The organism is Nocardia paucivorans NBRC 100373, assembly GCF_000308675.1.
Classification (GTDB): domain Bacteria; phylum Actinomycetota; class Actinomycetes; order Mycobacteriales; family Mycobacteriaceae; genus Nocardia; species Nocardia paucivorans.
The window spans coordinates 25015-42998 of the sequence record NZ_BAGE01000039.1; the positions used below are offsets into that span (position 1 = coordinate 25015).

Sequence of the window (17984 nt, forward strand, 5' to 3'; positions counted from 1 at the left end):
ATACCGCGACCGTACCGCGTAGGGCCCCAACGGGAATGCGGACACACCACAGCGGTACGGGCGGATATCTCGTTCATCGCCTCGCCGCGCGATCGCCCAGGACGAGCCGGACGAGCAGCAGCACGACCCAGACCACGGCGATGGCGGTCACGAGCCCGGCCGGATAGTTCCGGTCGAGCAGACCGATATCGGCGGCCCGGCCGCCGCGGGTCACAACCGGCGCCATGATCAGTATCAACACGACCGTGCACACCGCACCGCAGACGCTCACCCCCCACCAATTACGGGGGATCACCCGACTCGCCACGAATCCGGCCGCCGCGCACAGCGGAGCGAACACCACATCGTGGATCAGTATCCCGGCCACGAACCATGCCGCGATCGAACGCAGGTCGGGTATCGGAAACGTCCACAGCAGTCGCAGCCCGTGGCCGAGCAGACCGAGACCGACGATCAGGAGTAGTCCCCGGGCGACGGTCACGACAGCACCTCGATCCGCGACAGCCATTTCGTCTGGAGTACACCGGGACGATTCGGGGCCATGAGCCGACAGGGATAACCGTGGTCGAGGTCGAGCCGATGACCGTTGACCTCGAGCGCAATCAAGGTCTGCGCGTCGACGACATGGCGTCGGGGGAGTACCGAGGTGCGATACAGGCCGGCGGTTTCCAATGACTCGAATCGCACGTCCCCACCCGGGTACGGCGCCACCGCGTCGAGCAGGTTCACCAGTCGCACCCCGGCCCATTCGGCGTCGACGCTCCACCCCTCGACGCAGGCGATGGGCAGGCGAGCGCTCGTACGCGGCAGCCGGAGCAGCTCTTCGAAAGCGAACAGGCGAGTGCGCCCGTCGACCGTCACCGCCAGTCTGTAGTCGGGGGAGCGGGCCGCCGTGGCGATCCCGGCCGCGGCGGCCGTGCGGTTGACCGGAACACCTTGGGAACCCTCGCCGCTGCGCGGGGCCGCCACCGATATCCGACGCAGGAACGGAACCGTCTGCCCGGCGACCGCGAGTGTCGCCACGACGGTCGCCGTTCCCGCGGCGGCGAGCGCGGCGCGCCGGGAAACGGCCGCCGGGTCGGCGGGGCGATCCGGCGCCTCCGGCCGCGGCCGGCGCAGCGCTTCCCGAATCACCGGCAGCTTTACCGCCAGATGCACCGCCAACGCCCCCACCGCCACATATGCCATCGCGTAGTGGGTGGTGGTGAAGAAGAATCGCCACGCATAGAGCTGGGCGATATTCGACAGCCCGGTGGACAGTTGGAACAGTGTCGCTCCGACCAGTACGGCTATCGATCCCCGCTCGAGGACTCGTAGCGGTGAACCGAGCACCGGTCGCTGGAACAACCGCGGGTATACCGCCCACAACTTGACCAGTAACAGCGGTACGGCCGCGATACCGCTCAGCACATGCAGCCCCTGGGTGCACCGGTACAGCCAGACCGGGTTGGCAGGCCAGAAGAACCACCCTGGTGGGTGCTGAATCCAGTGACCGATCAACCCGGTCGAAAAACACACCGCGATCGCGATTCCGAGAAACACCCCCACTCGGCTCGCCACATACGGGCCGCGCCCGCTCGCGCCCCTGCCCGGCAATGGGAGCCGGATGCGGTGCCCGATCCGCTCGATGGATGCGCGGCGATTCGGCCTCGACTCCGGGTCGGTGTTCACCGGGACACCGGCCCCGAGAAGTCGAAATCACGCAGCTGCATGAGTCCTCGGACCTCCGCGGCGAACCGGCCGGTACAGGCGGCCGCCACCCGCAGCGCGTCGGAGAAATGGTCGACATCGGCGAACCGCGGCAGCGAACGCACCCGATAACCGCAGCGCCGCAACGCCATTCGAGTGAGCGCGCCGGTGTGTTCGGTGGACATCGGCACCTCGGCCAGGGCGCGGGCGGCCCGCGGATCGGGAAGGCCGATACCCCACCAACCGCCGTCCTCGGCCGGACCCAGTAGCGCGTCACCGTCCGGAGACAACGCCCGTGCCGCGGCCATGAGATCGCGCGGGCCGAGTTGCGGGGTGTCCATTCCGATCTGCAGTACCGGCAATCCCGCGCGGGCCGCGTCGGCGTGCGCATTGGCCAACCGGGTCGCGAACCCGGTGCCGCGCTGGGGAATCAGCTCGAAATCGGCCAACTTCTCGACGATCTCCCGGCCGTATTCGGCGTCGGTGAGATCGCCGGTGAGCGCCACCACCCGTCGTTCGACCCGGCACCGCCGTACCGCGTCGAGCGTGTCCAGCAGTGAGGCCGCGGCCAGCCGGGCCGCCTGCACGGGGGTGAGCGGCGGGGTCAGCCGAGTCTTGGCGAAACCGGCGACCGGCGCCTTGGCCACGACGAGCATCGTCACCGGTTGGGGTGCGGCATTGTCGATATCGGCCCCGATCCGATGAGGTCCGCTGTCGGGGCGCATACCACCACTCATTGCAGTACCGCCAGGAAATCCCGGGTGGCGCGTACCGAACCACGCCACGATCCGGATACTTTCGACACCCCACCGGCCCGGGGGCGGTAGTCGATATCGCGTTCGACCACCACCCATCCGGCAGCCGAGGCCCGCATGAGCAGCTCCAGGGGATAGCCGAATCGATTGTGCAACGGTCCCAACGACTGCAGCCGCTCCCGCGCCGCCACCCGCATGGCGCCTATATCGTGGACCGGTAGCCCGTACCGTCGCCGCAGCCGCCGCGCGACCAGCCGATTACCCAAACGGGCATGCCACGGCCACACCCCCGCGGCGGCCGGTCGCCGCCGACCCACCGCCAGATCGGCCCCATCGCGTACCGCCGCCACCAGTTTCGGTAGATCGGCGGGATCCATCGAGCCGTCCCCGTCCAGCACCGCGACCAGTTCGGTGCGCGCCGCCGCCACCCCGGCCTGAACGGCCGCACCGTATCCGGGTCGGTCCTCGGCGATCACGGTGGCGCCGCCGGCCCGAGCCACGGTCGCGGTGGTGTCGGTCGATCCGTTGTCCACAACGAGTGGGTGGTATCCGTCCGGGATGGCCGCGAGGACCCCTGGCAACGCCTCGGCTTCGTTGCGGCACGGAATCACGACGGTCACCTCGCCTGGTTCGGAGTTGTCCGTGGTCATGGTGGAGACGCTAGGCTCCCGCAGCCGCGGAATGCCGGAAAAACTTGTGACGAAACCATGACATCGTCGCGAACGGGCACGTATTCGGGTTTTTCTCCCCTCGACGCGACCTAGGGTGACCGATGTGCAGGAGTTGATCGACACGGCCAGACCGCGATCTCGGATACGCGGCGACCTGATCGGCGCGGCGGCGGCAGCGCTGCTGGTCGCGGTGGCATTCGTCGTCCCGCGAACGGCCGGCGAACACTGGCGCGAATCGTTGTACGCCGCCGCCGCACCGATCTTCGGGCACTGGCTGCCGCATATCGGTTGGGGGTCGGTCCCCGCCGTCGGGGTGGCGGTGGCCGTGGTGACCTCGGGGTCGGCGGTGGCGGCCCGACTTGCCTGGCGTCCCCTGCTGGGTCTCGCCTATGTCGTGGCGCTCGCCTGGACCTTCTCCCTGGCCCTGGTGGACGGGTGGGAGCGTGGGTTCGTTCACCGATTCGAGGATCCCAACGAGTATCTGTTCGAGGTCGGTGGTGTCACCGATATCCCGGCCATGCTGCGCGGTTTCGCCGATCGGATCCTGGATTTCCGGCCCGATTCCTGGACCACCCACGTGTCCGGGCACCCACCCGGGGCGTTGCTGTTCTTCGTGCTGCTCGACCGGATCGGTCTCGGAGGAGCCACCTGGGCGGGGGTGGTGTGCACGCTGATCGGATGCAGTGCCGTTGTCGCGGTTGCGGTTGCCCTGCGGGCGCTCGGTGCCGAGGCGCATGCTCGGGCCGCCCTACCGTTCCTGGCCTTGGCTCCGGCCGCCGTCTGGATCGCGGTCTCCGCGGACGCGATGTTCGCCGGGGTCACCACCTGGGCGGTTGCCCTGCTGGCCATGGCCACCCGAGCGACGAGAGCGATGGTGCCGTTCGCCGTGGCCGCCGGGACCCTGTTCGGTCTGGGCATCTACCTCAGCTACGGGCTGGTATTGATGGCGCTACCGGCCGTGGCCGTTCTCGTCGCGGCCCGGACGTGGCGTCCCCTGCTGCCGGCGGTGCTCGGCGCGTTGCTCGTGGTCGCGGTGTTCACCGCGGCCGGATTCTGGTGGTTCGACGGATATCACCTGGTGGTGCAGCGCTACTACCAGGGCATAGCGAAGACCAGGCCGTTCGGCTACTGGTGGTGGGGCAATCTCGCCGCCACGGTGTGCGCGGTCGGTCTCGCGGTGGCCGCCGCCGTGCCCCGTGCCCTCCGGCCGGCCCGGCTGCGTGGCCTCGATCCGGCGGCGCTCCTGGTCGCCGCCGGTGTGAGCGCCATCCTGCTCGCGGATGCGAGTGGGCTCAGCAAAGCCGAGACCGAGCGCATCTGGCTTCCGTTCGATATGTGGCTGCTCGCGGCGCCGGGTTTTCTCCCCTATCGCGATACCCGGGTCTGGCTCGCGGTACAGGCACTGGGCACCCTGGTACTCGTTCACCTGCTGATGACGAACTGGTGAGGTCGATGTCCATTCTGATCGCCGACGACGACCCGGTGGTGCGGGAAGTGGTCCGCCGCTACCTCGAACACGACGGTCTGCGCGTGGTGGAAACCGGTGAGGGAACAGCGGCTGTCGCCGCCTTGACCGGAGGAGATTCCGGCGAACAGGTGGAGTTGGCCGTTCTGGATGTGATGATGCCGGAGCCGAACGGTATCGATATCTGCAGGATGGTGCGCTCGAGCGTTCGTCCGGACATTCCCATCATCCTGCTCACCGCCCTCGGCGACGAGGACGACCGAGTGCTCGGTTTGGAGGCCGGCGCCGACGACTATGTCACCAAACCGTTCAGCCCTCGTGAGCTGGCCCTGCGGGTGGCCTCGGTCCTGCGCCGCGCCCGTCGCGCACCCGCGCCGGAATCCGCCGTACTCCGCGACGGCGCGATCGAGCTGCACCCCGCCGCCCACCTGGTACTGGTCGACGGCGCGCCCGTATCGCTCACCCCGCGCGAATTCGACCTGCTGGCCTATCTACTTCGCCACCCCGGACAGGTCTACGGTCGAGAGGAACTGTTGGAACGGGTATGGGGTTGGAATTTCGGTGATCTGTCCACCGTCACCGTGCACATCAAACGTTTGCGCGCCAAACTCGGCGGTCGGCACCGTATCGACACGGTGTGGGGGCGCGGCTACGTATGGGGCCGTACGGAGTCGGTGACCGGGACGTCCGATGCCTGAGGATCTCGCCGAGGTCATCGGTTTCACCCTCGTGTGTTGTCTGCCCGTGGTGATCCTCGGCGCCCTGGCCCTGAATGCCCTGCGGGACCGTTCCCTCACCGCGAGCATGGCGGTTCTCGTTCTCATCCCCACCCTCGCCACCCTCGCCGGGATCACCGGTGTGAGCGGTCTGATGTTCACCGCGGAATTCCGGCGCACCTCCATCGTGTTGATCGTGGTGGCCGCCGTCACCGTGCCCGCCGCCATCCTGCTCGGCCGGGATCAGGCCCGAAAGACGGTGTGGGAGAAACAGGCCCGCGAGCAGGAAAGGGCGGCCGAACAATCCCGACGTGAGTTGGTCGCCTGGGTGAGCCATGATCTGCGCACCCCGCTGGCCGGTATTCGCGCCATGACCGAGGCCCTGTCGGACGGAGTGGTCGCCGATCCGTCCGATATCGCGCGCTACGCCGAGCGGATCGGTCGGGAAACTCATCGCCTGTCCCGTATGGTGGACGATTTGTTCGAAATGTCGAAGATCTCCGCCGGGGCGCTGCGACTCGACTTCGAGTCCGTCGACCTGCGTGAACTCGTGGACGAGGTATATGCCGCCACTCGCGCGTCCGCCGACCGCGCCGCGGTGGAGTTGATCGCCGAGCAGCCCCCGACCCGGCTCGAGGTATGGGCCAACGATCACGCCCTCGTTCGGGTGCTGACCAATCTCGTGACGAATGCCGTCGCCCATACTCCTCCCGGTGGCCGGGTCATCATCTCCGCCGGTTGTGACGACGAATACGTATGGGTTCGGGTCGACGACACCGGTCCCGGTATCGCCGAGGCCGATCTGCCGCGCGTCTTCGAGATCGCCTATCGCGGAACCGCGGCCCGCTCACCCGTCGCGGACAATGGTGTGCCCACCGGCAGCGGTATGGGCCTGGCCATAGCGGCCGGATTGATGGCGGCCCATCGCGGGACCGTGACCGCGGCCAATCGCGCGGTCGGCTGCCGCTTCGAGATCCGATTACCGGTGGGTCCGAGGTGAGTGTCGATTCCCAAGGCCAAGGTTACCGCGGGTTACCGCGGGTTACCGCGGGTTACCGCGCGGAATCAGGCGCGATGCGCGATGACCAGCAGATATTCCCATTCCATTCGGCCATTGCCGAGATCGTGCGTGTGGGCGAGGTCGGTGAGCTCCCGGTCCAGCCGGGCGGTGCGTTCGGGTTGGTCGGCCAGTGAGCGATATACGGCGACCGTGGGACCGTAGTTGGTCTTGAAGAAATCGCGGAACTCGTCGCCATTGGCGAAACGATCGACGACCGCGTGCTCGCGCCGGAATTCGAGATCGGTGACCTGATCCCCCAGTAGTTCGCGGACATGGTTTTCCTCGCCCCACAGCGGGGGTGGTTGCGCGCCGGGCGGTGGTGGTGGAGCGTACGGCTTCATCGCGGCGAACATCCGGCCGATGAAACCGGTGGGTGTCCAGTTGATCAGCCCGATGGTGCCACCCGGTCGGGTGACCCGGAGCAGTTCGTCGGCGGCAGCCTGATGGAACGGTGCAAACATGACGCCCACACAGGAAATGACGACATCGAAATCGGCATAGGGGTAGGGCAGGGCCTCGGCGTCGCCCTGCTGCCAGGTGAGTTCGACGCCGCGTCCGGTCGCGATACGGCGTCCCACCTCGAGCAGTTCCGGGGTCAGGTCACTGGCCACCACGTCCGCGCCGGTTTCGGCGGCGGGAATGGCGGCGTTCCCGCTGCCGGCCGCGACGTCGAGCACCCGCAGCCCCGGGCCGAGGGAACAGGCCTGTACGAGACGGCGGCCGAGCTCGGGTATCACGACGTCGGCCACACGTGGGTAGTCGCCCAACGCCCACATGGCGCGGTGTTTGCTCTTGATATCGGGGGAGGCGGTCCGGGCCATCGGATACTCCTTCTCGGTAGGGCCGATAACTCAGAATCCGCCGCCGCGAGTGGCGCCCGCCAGTTCAATATCTGTACCGCTCGTACCCGTGGTGGTGTACTGGTGTTGTGTCCGGTTACGGGGAATACTGCCCGGTCGCGAAGGCTCTGGAGGTGCTCGACGAGCGTTGGACGCTGCTCGTCGTGCGAGAGTTGTTGCTGGGCAGCCGGCATTTCAACGAGCTGCGACGCGGCAACCCCAGAATGTCGCCCGCGCTGCTGTCCCGTCGGTTGCGGTCGTTGGAGAGGGCCGGGGTGCTGCGCCGCGAAGTCGATCCGACCGGCCGAACCGCCTATGTGCTGACGCCTGCGGGTGAGGAACTCTCGACCGTCGTGGAGGCCCTCGGTGTCTGGGCGACCCGGTGGATCGGTGAACTCGGTTCCCAGGATCTGGACCCCCATCTGCTGTTGTGGGATATCCGGCGCACCATGCCGGTGACCGCGTGGCCGTCCGGACGCACGGTGCTCGCCCTCGAGTTCTCGGATGTGGGAGGCCGGGCGTCCCGCTGGTGGATCGTGGTAGACCAGGGTCGGGCGCAGATATGCGACTACGACCCCGGTTTCGATATCACGGCCACGGTGCGGACCTCGCTGCGCACCCTCACCGAGGTCTGGTGCGGGATCAGGAGTTGGGCCGGCGCCCTGCAACAGCGGACGATCGATGTGATCGGTCCCGTTTCGGTCCGTCGGGAGGTGCCGGTGTGGATCGGCCAATCGACCCTGGCGGCCGTGCCTCGCCCCCGCTGATCCTGCCGGGGCCGGGATAGCTCACCGGTCCACCGGCCGAACCGGTCACGGTATCCGACCGAACTCGATATCGTCACGCCGACGATGCTCAGCCGTCGGTGCCGCGGTGGGTGACCGCGTCGCGCATCCGGTCGAGCAGACCGGTCACCGGACCGAGTATCTTGTCTCCGGGTGGCGCATCCGGCGCCGCCGGGTGCGGTCGGGTCGGCGCGACCCGCTTGATCCGCTCCACCCGCTGCCCGAGTTCGACGAGCTCGGCAGGGGTGAAGATATTGCGCATATGCGGGAACATCACCTGTTCTTCTTCCGCCACATGCGTGCGGATCTCCTGCATCAGCGTCATCAACTCGCCTTCGAACCGCGGATCGTCCGGTTGCAGCCGTTCCAGCCGCTTCATCGTCTCTTCCGCTTCGGCGTGCTCGTGTTTGGCCTGTTCGGCCTCCGTTTCACTCACCTTCTTCTTGACCGCCGGATAAACCTCGGCCTCCTCGGCGACGGAATGTCGTACCAGTTCGATGGTGACCTGCTCGGTCAGATCCTTGCACCGGTCGCGGGCCTCCGTGCTCTGTGACCCCAACAGGGTCTCCAGCTCGGCGAACATGCGCTCCACTTCACGGTGATCGTGGGTGAGGATATCGATCACGTCGGGCGACTGGGCGGTCATGGGAACTCCTCACTACGTTCGATGGCGGGTTCGTTGCCGAACCCGATGGCGGTCGAGCGATCCGCTGCTTCCCGCGTCGATCAGTGTTCGAACCATGGACTGTCCGCCCAGCGCCTACCCGGCCCGGAACCGTCCAAACCGGTGAGGTGAAAACAGAGGCGAGGTACGGACGACCGGGCGGGCCGCACCCGCGGCGTCTACCCGACACCGAGTGCGCGGCCGAGCACCGGCCAGGCATTGTGCAAGTCCTGCTGCCAATAGGGCCAGGAATGCGTTCCTGTGGCCCGGAAGTCGAAAACGGCGGGGACGCCGAGCTCCGCGAATCGATCCCGCAACTGTCGTGTGCACAGGTGGGTGACGGTTTCCAGCGCCCCGCCCACGACGAGTCGATCGGCGAGTTCGAATGGGTCTTTCCGGGCCCCTGGGCCGTCCGGGGTGTCGTAGGGTCCCGGGCGTCCGGTGCCGGTCGCCACGTAGACGGTGGTGCCCCGAAGCCGGTCGGCATGAAGGTAGGGGTCGTTGGCGGACCAGGCGGGGTCGTCGGGTGGGCCCCACAGATTGCGCGGGTCGCCGTGATGACCGGCCACGATGGCCTGCACCAGGGCCATACCCGGCGCATCGCCGGTACGCACACAGCCGCTGAAGGATGCGATCCCCCGATACCGATCGGGTGCGGCCGTCGCGAGCCGTAATACCGCCGCACCCGACATGGACAGACCGACGGCGGCATTGTCCCCGGTGCCGCGGAACGCGGAGTCGATGATCGGCGGCAGTTCCTGGGTGAGGAAGGTGGTCCAGCGCTGTCGGCCCAGCACAGGGTCGTCGGCTCGCCAGTCGGCGTAGAAGGAACCCGCGCCGCCGACCGGCATCACCATGGTGACCTGAGTGTCGGCGAGGAAGTCGATCGCATCGGTTTCGGTGAACCAGTTCTTCCCGGCCCGCCATCCCTCGGACGCGGTGCCGCCGTCCACTCCATTGAGCAGATACAGCACGGGAGCCGGGGACGAATCGTCCGGGGCGGGAACGACCTGGACGGATATCGACCGCCGCATCGCCGCGGAATGCACCGATAATTCGAGTACTCGTCCCGGTCCCTGGGTCACCGCGAGAATTCGAGAACCGTCGGGGGCGGGACGCGCGGATCGTTGTGCGAGTACCGCGGGTGGTGCCCCGGAATCCGGCCGGGCGGCCGGGGCGGGATGGCCCGTGCTCAGCAGCGCCCCGATCAACACCGATACGATCACCGATATCGCGCGGCGTGTGCCCCGTTCGGTCGCCACGGCCACCTCGTACCTCTCATTCGAACGGGATCGGTCCGGTCGAGGCGAGGGTAGGCGAGAACATTCGAGGGTGTGGCGTGGTCGGGATTTTTTGGTACGGATACCGGCCGGTCGCGTCGCCGCCTGGTATCGGTGACAACAACGTGGTTAGGACGGCCGCGGTGTCGGATCACATCGCGCGTCGACCACCCGGGTCGATCGACACGTGTCCGTTCATGGCGCGCCGGGCAACGGACGGTTCGTTCGACAATCCTGCCGTCGCCGATGAAAAACGAGTCGACCCCGTTGTCGACCCGTCTTTCCTTCGATCGGCGCTGCTTCGAGGAATGCCGCATCCCGGCTACCCGGGGCGGTATCGGTGCCCGGTGGGACATCCCCGTCGAGCGCTTCACCGGGCTCCCACAATTCGGGGAGGTCGGAAAAGACCTACGGCCGCCGAGTCCGGCCGTCCGATCAGGCCGATGTGTTCAACGGAGCGGAGGGCGGGAAGACGACGGGTAGGGCGGTCAGGGCCCGGTGGAACGGTCCCGGCCGCCAGACGGGCGTGTCGTCGGGTAGGTCCAGACGCATCTCGGGTAGTGCGTCGAGGAGCTGGTCGATGGCGCCCTGGGCCACGAGATAGGCCAGGGATTGCGCCGGACACGCGTGGGGGCCGATGCCCCAGGCCAGGTGGGACCGGTTGCCCGCGAGCTCGGAGGAGCGAATGGTGGGATCGTTGTTGCAGGCGGCCATGCTGATCACCACCGGCTGATGGGCGGGCAGCCAGACATTGTCGACGAGGATCGGTTGCCGCGGATAGGTGATCAGCAGATTTGCCAACGGGGGGTCGTTGAACAGAACCTCGTCGAGGGCGTCGCGGGAGGACAGGTTGCCGCCCAACACGCTGTCGCCGAACCGGTGATCGGTGAGGATGAGCAGCAGCGTGTTGACGATCAAGTTCAGCTCGAACTCGATTCCCGTGCCGTAGACCTGGGAGACGTGGTGCGACACCTCCACATCGTCGAGCTCGGACGGATGTCGCAGCAGTACGGAGGTTATATCGTTTCCGGGTGCCTCGTGTTTGAGCGCCACCAGTTTCGCCAGTGCCTCGTTGAGTAGGCGGTTGCCCTCCTCGGCGTCGACACCCTCGAGCAGCGCGGCCGTGCCGGCGGCGACCTGCCGGCCGATTTCCGGTGGACAGCCGAGCATGACATTGACGGTCTCGAAGGTCAGCGGAAAGACGTACTGACCGATCAGTTCTGCGCGACCTTCCTGACAGAAGCTGTTGATCAGCGGAGTGGCGATGCGTTCCACCACATCGTGCATGGCGTAGAGATCCACCGCGTCGATACTCGCGGTGATGGCCTTCCGGTAGCGGACGAAGTCCGCCCCGGCGTTTCGGCTCGCCATGGGGCGCCATTCCAGCAGCGGAAGGATGGGGCAGTCGGCGGGAATGTCCTTCTGCCATATCCGGGGATCTGCGGGGAAATGTTCGGGATCGTTGAGGATCCGCACAGCGGTGCTGTACCCGATCACCAGGGTGGCGGGTACATCGGGAGCCAGTTCCACCGGCGCCAGGGAGCCGAAGCGACTTCGCATCTCGCGGTAGAAGCGGTGTGGGTCGGCGGCGAACTCCGGCGTGTACAGCGGTACTCGCGGACCGTCGGAATCGATGGGGGAACCATGGACGACCGGGCACGCGTGATCCTGCGCCCAGGTTGGGGGCGTACTCAAAAGAGGACTCCAAAAATGTTGTGTGGCAGTAGTTTTCGGACTTGCCGCCCCACGCCGGGTCACTACTCCGGAGAGCGCCTCGCCCCGGCCCGGCGGGGACCGATCGATGGTATAGCGATCTACCCCGAACGGAGAACCAGAGCGAAAACCAGCTCTGCCGAATCTTTTTCGGGTACGCCCGTCACCGTGTGGAATATACGGGTTCAGACCTCGAGCGCCCCCAGTGAATCGTTGTCGTCGATGGCGGTGGTAATGCGACGCAACAAGGTCAAACAGGTCTCCTCGGATTGCATCTTGGGTTGATAGGAGGCCCGACCGATGGTGAACGCCCAGGCCGCGTAGGCGAACATGGACTGCTGACGATAGGCGAGCCAGGCCTCGTCGAACGACGGCGCCTGTCCTGAAACACGTTTCAACTCGTCCAGGTAGGCCGTCAGCAGATCACGGTCCCACGCCCGGCGGTCTTCTGGTTCGCAACCGGAATTGACGGTGTAGGCGAAATCGTGCGCCCAACCACCGCGCATCACCACCTGCCAGTCGACGAATCCCATCCGTCCGTCGGCGGTCACATAGGTCTGCCCGATATGCGGGTCGCCGTGCAGCAGGGTCTGCGGTAGACCGTTGGTCGCGAGATCGACGGCCCGGGCGACGCCCGCCCACAATCGGTCGCTGCGGCCGTGTAGGGATTCGGGGATGACCTCTTGGGCGCGCCGCAGACCCACCTCGCAGCGTTTCTTCATATCGATCGCGGCGAGATACGCCTCGAGCGCCTCGTTCGTGGTTTTGAGGACCTTGATGGACGGGTGCTCCCAGAACGTGCCGTGGAGCCGGGCGAGATTGCGCACCAGATCTTCCATCTGGTCGCGGGCGATCGGCGCGTTCGGTTCGACGAATTCGGCGCCGCGGGTCTCGGCGATATCCTCCATCAGGGCTATCGATCGCCACGATGCGGGGTCGGCCGCCCCCCAGTAGCCGATCGGCGCCTCCATCTCGACCTCGGGTCGGAAGTCCCGGAAGAAGCGGGTCTCACCGTCGATCATCTTCCCACCGCCGAGCAGGATGCGCTGGGAGAAGGCCGTCGTGGTCTTCGCGAACAGCGCCGTCGGCAGCCCCGCCTCGACACCTGCCTCGTTGTACTCGACCCGAATCGCCACCCGGGTGGAGGTGCCGCGGCTGCCGTTGGTGGTGGAGAACGAGAGCACCTCGGCGTCCGGGACATCACGGCACAGGACGGCGGTCAACCACTCGGGGGTGAGCGACTCACCCGAGACCGGGACATCGTCGATGGTGCGGGCCTTGGGACGGGTGATCGATTCGCGGAGCATATGGCCCCCGACCGTGACAGAGCGTCCCATCAGCCAGAGTTTGTGGTTCATCTTCCTGCCTCGATTCCGGATACGGCGAAACTGCCTAGGGTTGGCCGACCCTGGAATTTCGGCCATGCAGGCCATATCGGCACCGAATCGTACAGCCATCCAATGTATTTCGCGAGAAAACGGCGATTGTGGACGTTTGACGCCGGTGGAGAGGCCGGGCGCGTCGTTCCGGCGGTGAGATCGGATCCATCGGCGATATCGCCGCCTTCGGCGCATCCGGGTTGTCGACGCGGCCGTCCGGTCTACGCCGCGAGCCCGCAGGCCGGGAACAGGGACGCGACGGATGTTCGAATCCCGGTGGGCGAAGCGTGCGGCGCAGTGTCGCCACCGATGTGCTGGGCATCGGCCGCGACGAATTGTCTCCGGAAGCTCTCGAGTCCATCACGACGGCGCATCCTCGACCGCATTTCGAACAGCACATTCTCCGGGCTTTCGCGGACGGTATGCGGCATCGCCCGGACACCACCTTCGCCACAGTGAACGCCGATGTGTCGGCGCGTTTCGACGACTCCTTCGTCCGCTTCGACTTCGTCGACCTCATCCTGGGCAGCGATCGGTCCGAATGGCCTCGGTACCCGTTGGGCCATTCATCGATTCCTACGCATATGTTCGCAAGGATCGCGCCGACGGCCGTGTTCATTCGGTGAGCGTCCCGACCTCATGCCGATAGCGCATCCCCGAAGACCGGCGGAAGCCGGGTACCCCTTTTCGTGGGATTGGAACGCGATCGTTCGGGTATGCGCGCCGGAGACGACCCATCGGAGGCGGACAGGAGGACGATATGGCTGATCAGGTCGCCGACTATGTCCTGCGACGACTGCGTGAGTGGGGGGTGCGGCACGTCTTCGGTTATCCGGGTGACGGCATCAACGGGTTGATCGCGGCCTTCGGGCGCGCCGACAACGACCCGGCCTTCGTCCAGGCACGCCACGAGGAAATGGCCGCCTTCGAGGCGGTTGGCTATGCCAAGTTCAGCGGGGAGGTCGGCGTCTGCGTCGCCACTTCCGGTCCTGGTGCGATCCACCTGCTCAACGGGCTCTACGATGCGAAACTCGACCATGTTCCCGTGGTGGCGATCGTCGGACAGACCGCCCGCAGCGCAATGGGCGGCAACTATATGCAAGAAGTCGATCTGCAAAGCCTGTTCAAGGACGTCGCCTCGGACTACGTGGTCGAGGTGAACGTCGCCGACCAGTTGCCCAATGTGCTGGATCGCGCCTTCCGTATCGCGCGGGCCCGCCGCGCCCCCACGGCGCTGATCATCCCCTCCGATCTGCAGGAGGAGCGCTACCAGCCGCCCGAGCACGCGTTCAAACAGGTTCCCTCCAGCCCTCCGGACGAACTCCGGTCCACGAGCACCGCCGATCACGCCGATATCGAACGGGCCGCAGATGTCCTCAACAGCGGCTCCCGGGTGGCGGTCCTGATCGGTCAGGGCGCCCGCGGCGCCGCCGAGCAGGTCATGGAGGTCGCCGAGATCACCGGCGCCGGAGTGGCCAAGGCGCTCCTGGGCAAGGATGTGCTGCCCGACGATCTGCCGTATGTGACCGGATCGATCGGGCTGCTGGGCACGCGCCCCAGCTATGAACTGATGCGCGACTGTGACACGTTGCTGATCATCGGATCGAACTTCCCGTATTCACAGTTCCTTCCGGAATTCGGTCAGGCGCGCGCGGTGCAGATCGATATCGACGGCGCGCTGATCGGCATGCGCTATCCGACCGAGGTCAATCTGGTCGGTGATGCAAGGGAAACGCTCACCGAACTGCTCCCCCTGCTGTACCGCAAATCCGATCGCAGCTGGCGCGAGACCATCGAGGCCGAGGTGGCCCGTTGGTGGGACACCGTCGAACGCCAGTCGTTGTTGAATGCCAGGCCGGTCAACCCGATGCGGGTGGTATGGGAGCTGTCACGGCTGATCCCGACCGATGCCATCGTGACCGCGGACTCGGGCTCGTCCACCAACTGGTATGCCCGCTGTCTGCGTTTCCGCGGTGGAATGCGCGGTTCGCTGTCGGGCACATTGGCCACCATGGGGTGCGGTGTGCCCTATGCGATCGGCGCGAAATTCGCACACCCCGACCGACCGGTGGTCGCCCTCGTCGGCGACGGAGCCATGCAGATGAACGGCGCGGCCGAGTTGCTGACCATCAACCGATACCGCGAACAGTGGTCGGACCCGCGGTTGGTGGTATGTGTGTTCCACAACAACGATCTCAACCAGGTCACCTGGGAGCTGCGTTCGATGGGCGGCGCACCGAAGTTCGAACAGTCGCAGGCCCTCCCGGAGGTTTCCTACGCCGACCTCGCTCGCACCTGCGGGCTGGACGCGATAGCGATCGAGGATCCGAACGAACTTGCACCCGCATGGCGGCGAGCGCTGGCGGCCGAGCGGCCGACGGTCCTCGATGTGCGCTGTGATCCCGAGATGCCGCCCATTCCACCGCACGCCACCTGGGAGCAGATGAAATCCACTGCAGAGGCGGTACTGCGCGGCGACCCCGAAGGTTGGCATCTGCTGACGCAGGGCGCGAAGGCCAAGGCTCAGGAGGTCATCTCCGGCCGCCGATGAGTCGTGGTGGCCGGAGGTCGGATCCGGGTATCGGCGGTGACCCTCGCGTGGCCCGCACCCACCGCCGGCCCGGACCGACGCACCGAAGCCGAGTGGGAATCGGCGTAGTACTCGACGGTACGGGTACACCCCGGCACGGCCCCGTGGGGCCCGGCTGTATCACTCTTCGGCACGCAGGATGCGTGGACATCGGGTGCAACCGACCTCTAGGGACTTCGGCGGCCCGGACGGCGCGCCGGAAAGGGGAGATCATGAAGCTCGCTGTCATCGGTGGTACCGGGCGGATCGGCTCGCGGGTGGTTCGAAAGCTGACCGAGGCCGGACACGAGGCCGTCGCCGCGGCACCGTCAACCGGCGTCGACCTGATCACGGGGGAGGGCCTGGACCGGGCGTTACAGAGTGTCGACGTGGTGACCAATGTGGCCAACTCGCCGACCTTCGACGAGGCCTCTCTGGATTTCTTCCGCATCTCCACGAACAACCTGCTCACCGCCGGGGAACGTGCCGGTGTCCGGCATCAGGTCGTGCTCTCCATCGTGGGAGTGGACCGGGTGCCGCAGTTGGACTACTACCGGGCCAAGGCCTTGCAGGAGGAGCTGCTCCGGCAGGGCCCCACGCCGTACTCCATCGTGCGGGCGACCCAGTTCTTCGAATTCATGGACGCGATCATGTCCTGGAACACCGACGGCGATACCGTCCATCTGCCCACCACCCGTATCCAGCCGATCGCCGCCGATGACGTTGTCGACGCGGTTGTGGAGGTCTCCACCGGAGCCCCGTTGTACGGCGTCCGCGATATCGCGGGTCCGGATATCTTCTCCCTCGATGAACTCGGCAGGATCACCCTCGCGGCCCGCAACGACGACCGAACCGTCGTCACCGATGCCACAGCCGGTATGTTCGCGGCCGTCACCGATGATGCGCTCCTGGCGGGACCGGACGCACACGTGACCTCCACGCACTATCGGAGCTGGCTCCGGGCAACCTCGTGAATCGGGATCACCACCGGTCGACCGGCCGCGTGTGATGGCACCACTACCGCGGCCGGCCACTCATACCGGCTGTCGGGACGGTACGGGTGTTCTCCGCAGCGCATACGGTTCGATCGTGCCGCGCATCAGGGCGCGCGCATCTATCGTGTCGGCTTCGTACGGTATGCGCCCGAGGCGGTCGACCATACGGGAGACCGGATCATCGACGGCCTCGACCAGGCCGAACAGGAACGACCATTCGTGTTCGTCGCTGCCGTAGTGGACCACGGTGTCGAATTGTTCGTGGAAACGCCGCCAGGAGCGTTTCAAGGTCTCGTTGCGCCACATGGTCGCACAGCCGGCCTGAGCGCCGAGTACGCCTCCGGGAGCGAGTAGGGCACGGCATCGCCGCAGGAAATCCGCCCCATAGAGCCGGTTGTGCTGGGCTTGCCCTGTCCGTTCGTCGGGCAGATCGATCATGATGATGTCGTAGCGCACGCCCTCCGCCTCGGCCTCGGCCAGGAAGTCCCAGCCGTCGACATAGTGCATGCGGATCGCGCCGGAACCCTCTACCGCGGCCGCCAGTTCGGCGGGGGTGTAGCCGTAGGGTAGGTATTCGGCGCACAACCGCACCGCGGTTCGGTCGATATCGACGTGGTCCACCCGGGTGGCGCCGGCCGTCACCGACATCTGCGCGGCCACTCCCTCGCCCGACCCGATGAGGAGCACATTGTCCAGTTTCTCGGCCAGCACGAAGGCGGGGACCATCATTGCCTCGTGATAGGTCAGCTGGGAGAACTCGGTGGACTGTCGGTCGTTGTCGGAGAACAGGCCGAGGCCCTGCTCGGTCCGCGCGATGAGTAGATGTTGGAAGCCGGTGTGGGTGTCGACCAACACCTCCGACAGATTCCAGGTTCGGGTCAGACCCGGGCCGACCGGCTCCTCGACCCGTTGACCCGCTCGACCCCTACGCACCGTGGACATGCGAATCTCCTCGGGGGACAACGCGTCCCGCAGTAGTTCCACGGCCTTTTCGGCCTTGGAGCCGATACTGCCGCAGGTGAATACGTCGACGAAGATATCGCCGGATTCGGGATAGGTGTGGATCGAGGCATGCGATTCCGACAGCAGCGCCAGGACGGTCACGCCCTGCGGTTCGAACTGTTTGTGCACCATATCGCAGATGGTGATATCGGCACCCACCAGCGATTCTCGCAACGCTGTTTCGAGTCGTTTCAGATCGTTGCACAGATCCGCGTCGACACCACTGAACTCGGCCAGCACGTGCCGGCCGGTGAATTCCGCCGTCATGGCACCAACTCACTCTCCCTCGACGCCCGAGACATGCATGGTCAGGGGCGGTAAATCATTGCAGTACACGGATGGCGACCCGCGGCACAGGCGCCGGTATCGGAAACCGGGATGCACGTATCGGGCGCAGCTCGG

17 protein-coding genes are annotated in these 17984 nt (G+C 66.5%); 7 read left to right on the plus strand and 10 right to left on the minus strand.

Features of this window, described 5'->3' with window-relative positions; genetic code table 11:
* Window positions 1-73: 73 nt before the first annotated feature.
* The 4 genes from ON32_RS10670 to ON32_RS10685 form a co-directional block, all read right to left on the minus strand.
* Entirely contained in the window at window positions 74-481 is a 408-nt protein-coding gene (locus ON32_RS10670) for a hypothetical protein (RefSeq protein WP_051133109.1), read from the minus strand.
* A complete protein-coding gene (locus tag ON32_RS10675; protein ID WP_306307654.1) occupies window positions 478-1524 on the minus strand; it encodes a molybdopterin-dependent oxidoreductase in 1047 nt (348 codons plus the stop codon). Before ON32_RS10675 ends, ON32_RS10670 begins: the two co-directional genes overlap by 4 nt.
* A 143-nt stretch (window positions 1525-1667) precedes the next feature.
* Window positions 1668-2414 (minus strand): TIGR04282 family arsenosugar biosynthesis glycosyltransferase, encoded by a 747-nt coding sequence (locus ON32_RS10680; protein ID WP_085995165.1) that lies wholly within the window; start codon window positions 2412-2414, stop codon window positions 1668-1670.
* An 8-nt stretch (window positions 2415-2422) separates the two neighbouring features.
* Window positions 2423-3094, minus strand: coding sequence for a glycosyltransferase family 2 protein (locus ON32_RS10685; protein WP_040790702.1), 672 nt, complete (start codon window positions 3092-3094; stop codon window positions 2423-2425).
* Between the two features lie 124 nt (window positions 3095-3218).
* Here ON32_RS10685 and ON32_RS10690 point away from each other — a divergent pair, with 124 nt between their 5' ends.
* Genes ON32_RS10690 through ON32_RS10700 form a run of 3 tightly spaced genes read left to right on the plus strand, consistent with a single transcriptional unit; the run spans window position 3219 to window position 6296 of the window.
* Complete coding sequence (locus ON32_RS10690; RefSeq protein ID WP_085995166.1) at window positions 3219-4562, plus strand: hypothetical protein; 1344 nt, start codon at window positions 3219-3221, stop codon at window positions 4560-4562.
* 5 nt (window positions 4563-4567) lie between these two features.
* On the plus strand, window positions 4568-5278 hold the full coding sequence (locus ON32_RS10695) for a response regulator transcription factor (RefSeq protein WP_040790703.1): 711 nt from the start codon (window positions 4568-4570) through the stop codon (window positions 5276-5278).
* Complete coding sequence (locus ON32_RS10700) at window positions 5271-6296, plus strand: sensor histidine kinase (protein ID WP_040790704.1); 1026 nt, start codon at window positions 5271-5273, stop codon at window positions 6294-6296. Before ON32_RS10695 ends, ON32_RS10700 begins: the two co-directional genes overlap by 8 nt.
* A 65-nt stretch (window positions 6297-6361) precedes the next feature.
* On the opposite strand, the gene ON32_RS10705 is transcribed toward ON32_RS10700, so the two are convergent.
* Window positions 6362-7177, minus strand: a complete 816-nt coding sequence (locus tag ON32_RS10705) for a class I SAM-dependent methyltransferase (protein WP_040790705.1) — start codon at window positions 7175-7177, stop codon at window positions 6362-6364.
* Between the two features lie 107 nt (window positions 7178-7284).
* Here ON32_RS10705 and ON32_RS10710 point away from each other — a divergent pair, with 107 nt between their 5' ends.
* A complete protein-coding gene (locus tag ON32_RS10710) occupies window positions 7285-7962 on the plus strand; it encodes a winged helix-turn-helix transcriptional regulator (protein ID WP_040790706.1) in 678 nt (225 codons plus the stop codon).
* 88 nt (window positions 7963-8050) lie between these two features.
* Here the strand turns inward: ON32_RS10710 and ON32_RS10715 are convergent, their stop codons facing one another.
* From ON32_RS10715 to ON32_RS10730, 4 genes are all read right to left on the minus strand, one after another.
* A complete protein-coding gene (locus ON32_RS10715; protein WP_040790707.1) occupies window positions 8051-8626 on the minus strand; it encodes a hemerythrin domain-containing protein in 576 nt (191 codons plus the stop codon).
* Window positions 8627-8823: 197 nt separating this feature from the next.
* Window positions 8824-9906 (minus strand): alpha/beta hydrolase, encoded by a 1083-nt coding sequence (locus ON32_RS10720; RefSeq protein WP_306307653.1) that lies wholly within the window; start codon window positions 9904-9906, stop codon window positions 8824-8826.
* 453 nt (window positions 9907-10359) lie between these two features.
* Window positions 10360-11619: a cytochrome P450 family protein gene (locus ON32_RS10725; protein WP_040790709.1), complete on the minus strand. Its 1260-nt coding sequence runs from the start codon at window positions 11617-11619 to the stop codon at window positions 10360-10362.
* Between the two features lie 203 nt (window positions 11620-11822).
* Window positions 11823-12974 (minus strand): aminoglycoside phosphotransferase family protein, encoded by a 1152-nt coding sequence (locus tag ON32_RS10730; RefSeq protein WP_245550945.1) that lies wholly within the window; start codon window positions 12972-12974, stop codon window positions 11823-11825.
* Window positions 12975-13303: 329 nt separating this feature from the next.
* On the opposite strand from ON32_RS10730, the gene ON32_RS30815 reads away from it, so the two are divergent.
* The 3 genes from ON32_RS30815 to ON32_RS10745 all read left to right on the plus strand — a co-directional run bounded on the left by ON32_RS30815 (window position 13304) and on the right by ON32_RS10745 (window position 16559).
* On the plus strand, window positions 13304-13642 hold the full coding sequence (locus ON32_RS30815; RefSeq protein ID WP_051133110.1) for a hypothetical protein: 339 nt from the start codon (window positions 13304-13306) through the stop codon (window positions 13640-13642).
* Window positions 13643-13776: 134 nt separating this feature from the next.
* Complete coding sequence (locus ON32_RS10740; protein WP_040790711.1) at window positions 13777-15567, plus strand: thiamine pyrophosphate-requiring protein; 1791 nt, start codon at window positions 13777-13779, stop codon at window positions 15565-15567.
* A 251-nt stretch (window positions 15568-15818) separates the two neighbouring features.
* Complete coding sequence (locus ON32_RS10745) at window positions 15819-16559, plus strand: SDR family oxidoreductase (protein WP_040790712.1); 741 nt, start codon at window positions 15819-15821, stop codon at window positions 16557-16559.
* A gap of 60 nt (window positions 16560-16619) precedes the next feature.
* On the opposite strand, the gene speD is transcribed toward ON32_RS10745, so the two are convergent.
* Entirely contained in the window at window positions 16620-17849 is a 1230-nt protein-coding gene (gene speD / locus ON32_RS10750) for an adenosylmethionine decarboxylase (RefSeq protein ID WP_040790713.1), read from the minus strand.
* Between the last annotated feature and the right edge of the window lie 135 nt (window positions 17850-17984).

Excerpts from the sequence above, each read along its gene's own strand:
- ON32_RS10680 (WP_085995165.1), bottom strand. The coding sequence starts at position 2,414 with ATGCGCCCCGACAGCGGACCTCATCGGATCGGGGCCGATATCGACAAT.
- ON32_RS10685 (WP_040790702.1), bottom strand. The coding sequence starts at position 3,094 with ATGACCACGGACAACTCCGAACCAGGCGAGGTGACCGTCGTGATTCCG.
- ON32_RS10695 (WP_040790703.1), top strand. The coding sequence starts at position 4,568 with ATGTCCATTCTGATCGCCGACGACGACCCGGTGGTGCGGGAAGTGGTC.
- ON32_RS10700 (WP_040790704.1), top strand. The coding sequence starts at position 5,271 with ATGCCTGAGGATCTCGCCGAGGTCATCGGTTTCACCCTCGTGTGTTGT.
- ON32_RS10705 (WP_040790705.1), bottom strand. The coding sequence starts at position 7,177 with ATGGCCCGGACCGCCTCCCCCGATATCAAGAGCAAACACCGCGCCATG.
- ON32_RS10715 (WP_040790707.1), bottom strand. The coding sequence starts at position 8,626 with ATGACCGCCCAGTCGCCCGACGTGATCGATATCCTCACCCACGATCAC.
- ON32_RS10730 (WP_245550945.1), bottom strand. The coding sequence starts at position 12,974 with ATGGGACGCTCTGTCACGGTCGGGGGCCATATGCTCCGCGAATCGATC.
- ON32_RS10740 (WP_040790711.1), top strand. The coding sequence starts at position 13,777 with ATGGCTGATCAGGTCGCCGACTATGTCCTGCGACGACTGCGTGAGTGG.
- ON32_RS10745 (WP_040790712.1), top strand. The coding sequence starts at position 15,819 with ATGAAGCTCGCTGTCATCGGTGGTACCGGGCGGATCGGCTCGCGGGTG.
- speD (WP_040790713.1), bottom strand. The coding sequence starts at position 17,849 with ATGACGGCGGAATTCACCGGCCGGCACGTGCTGGCCGAGTTCAGTGGT.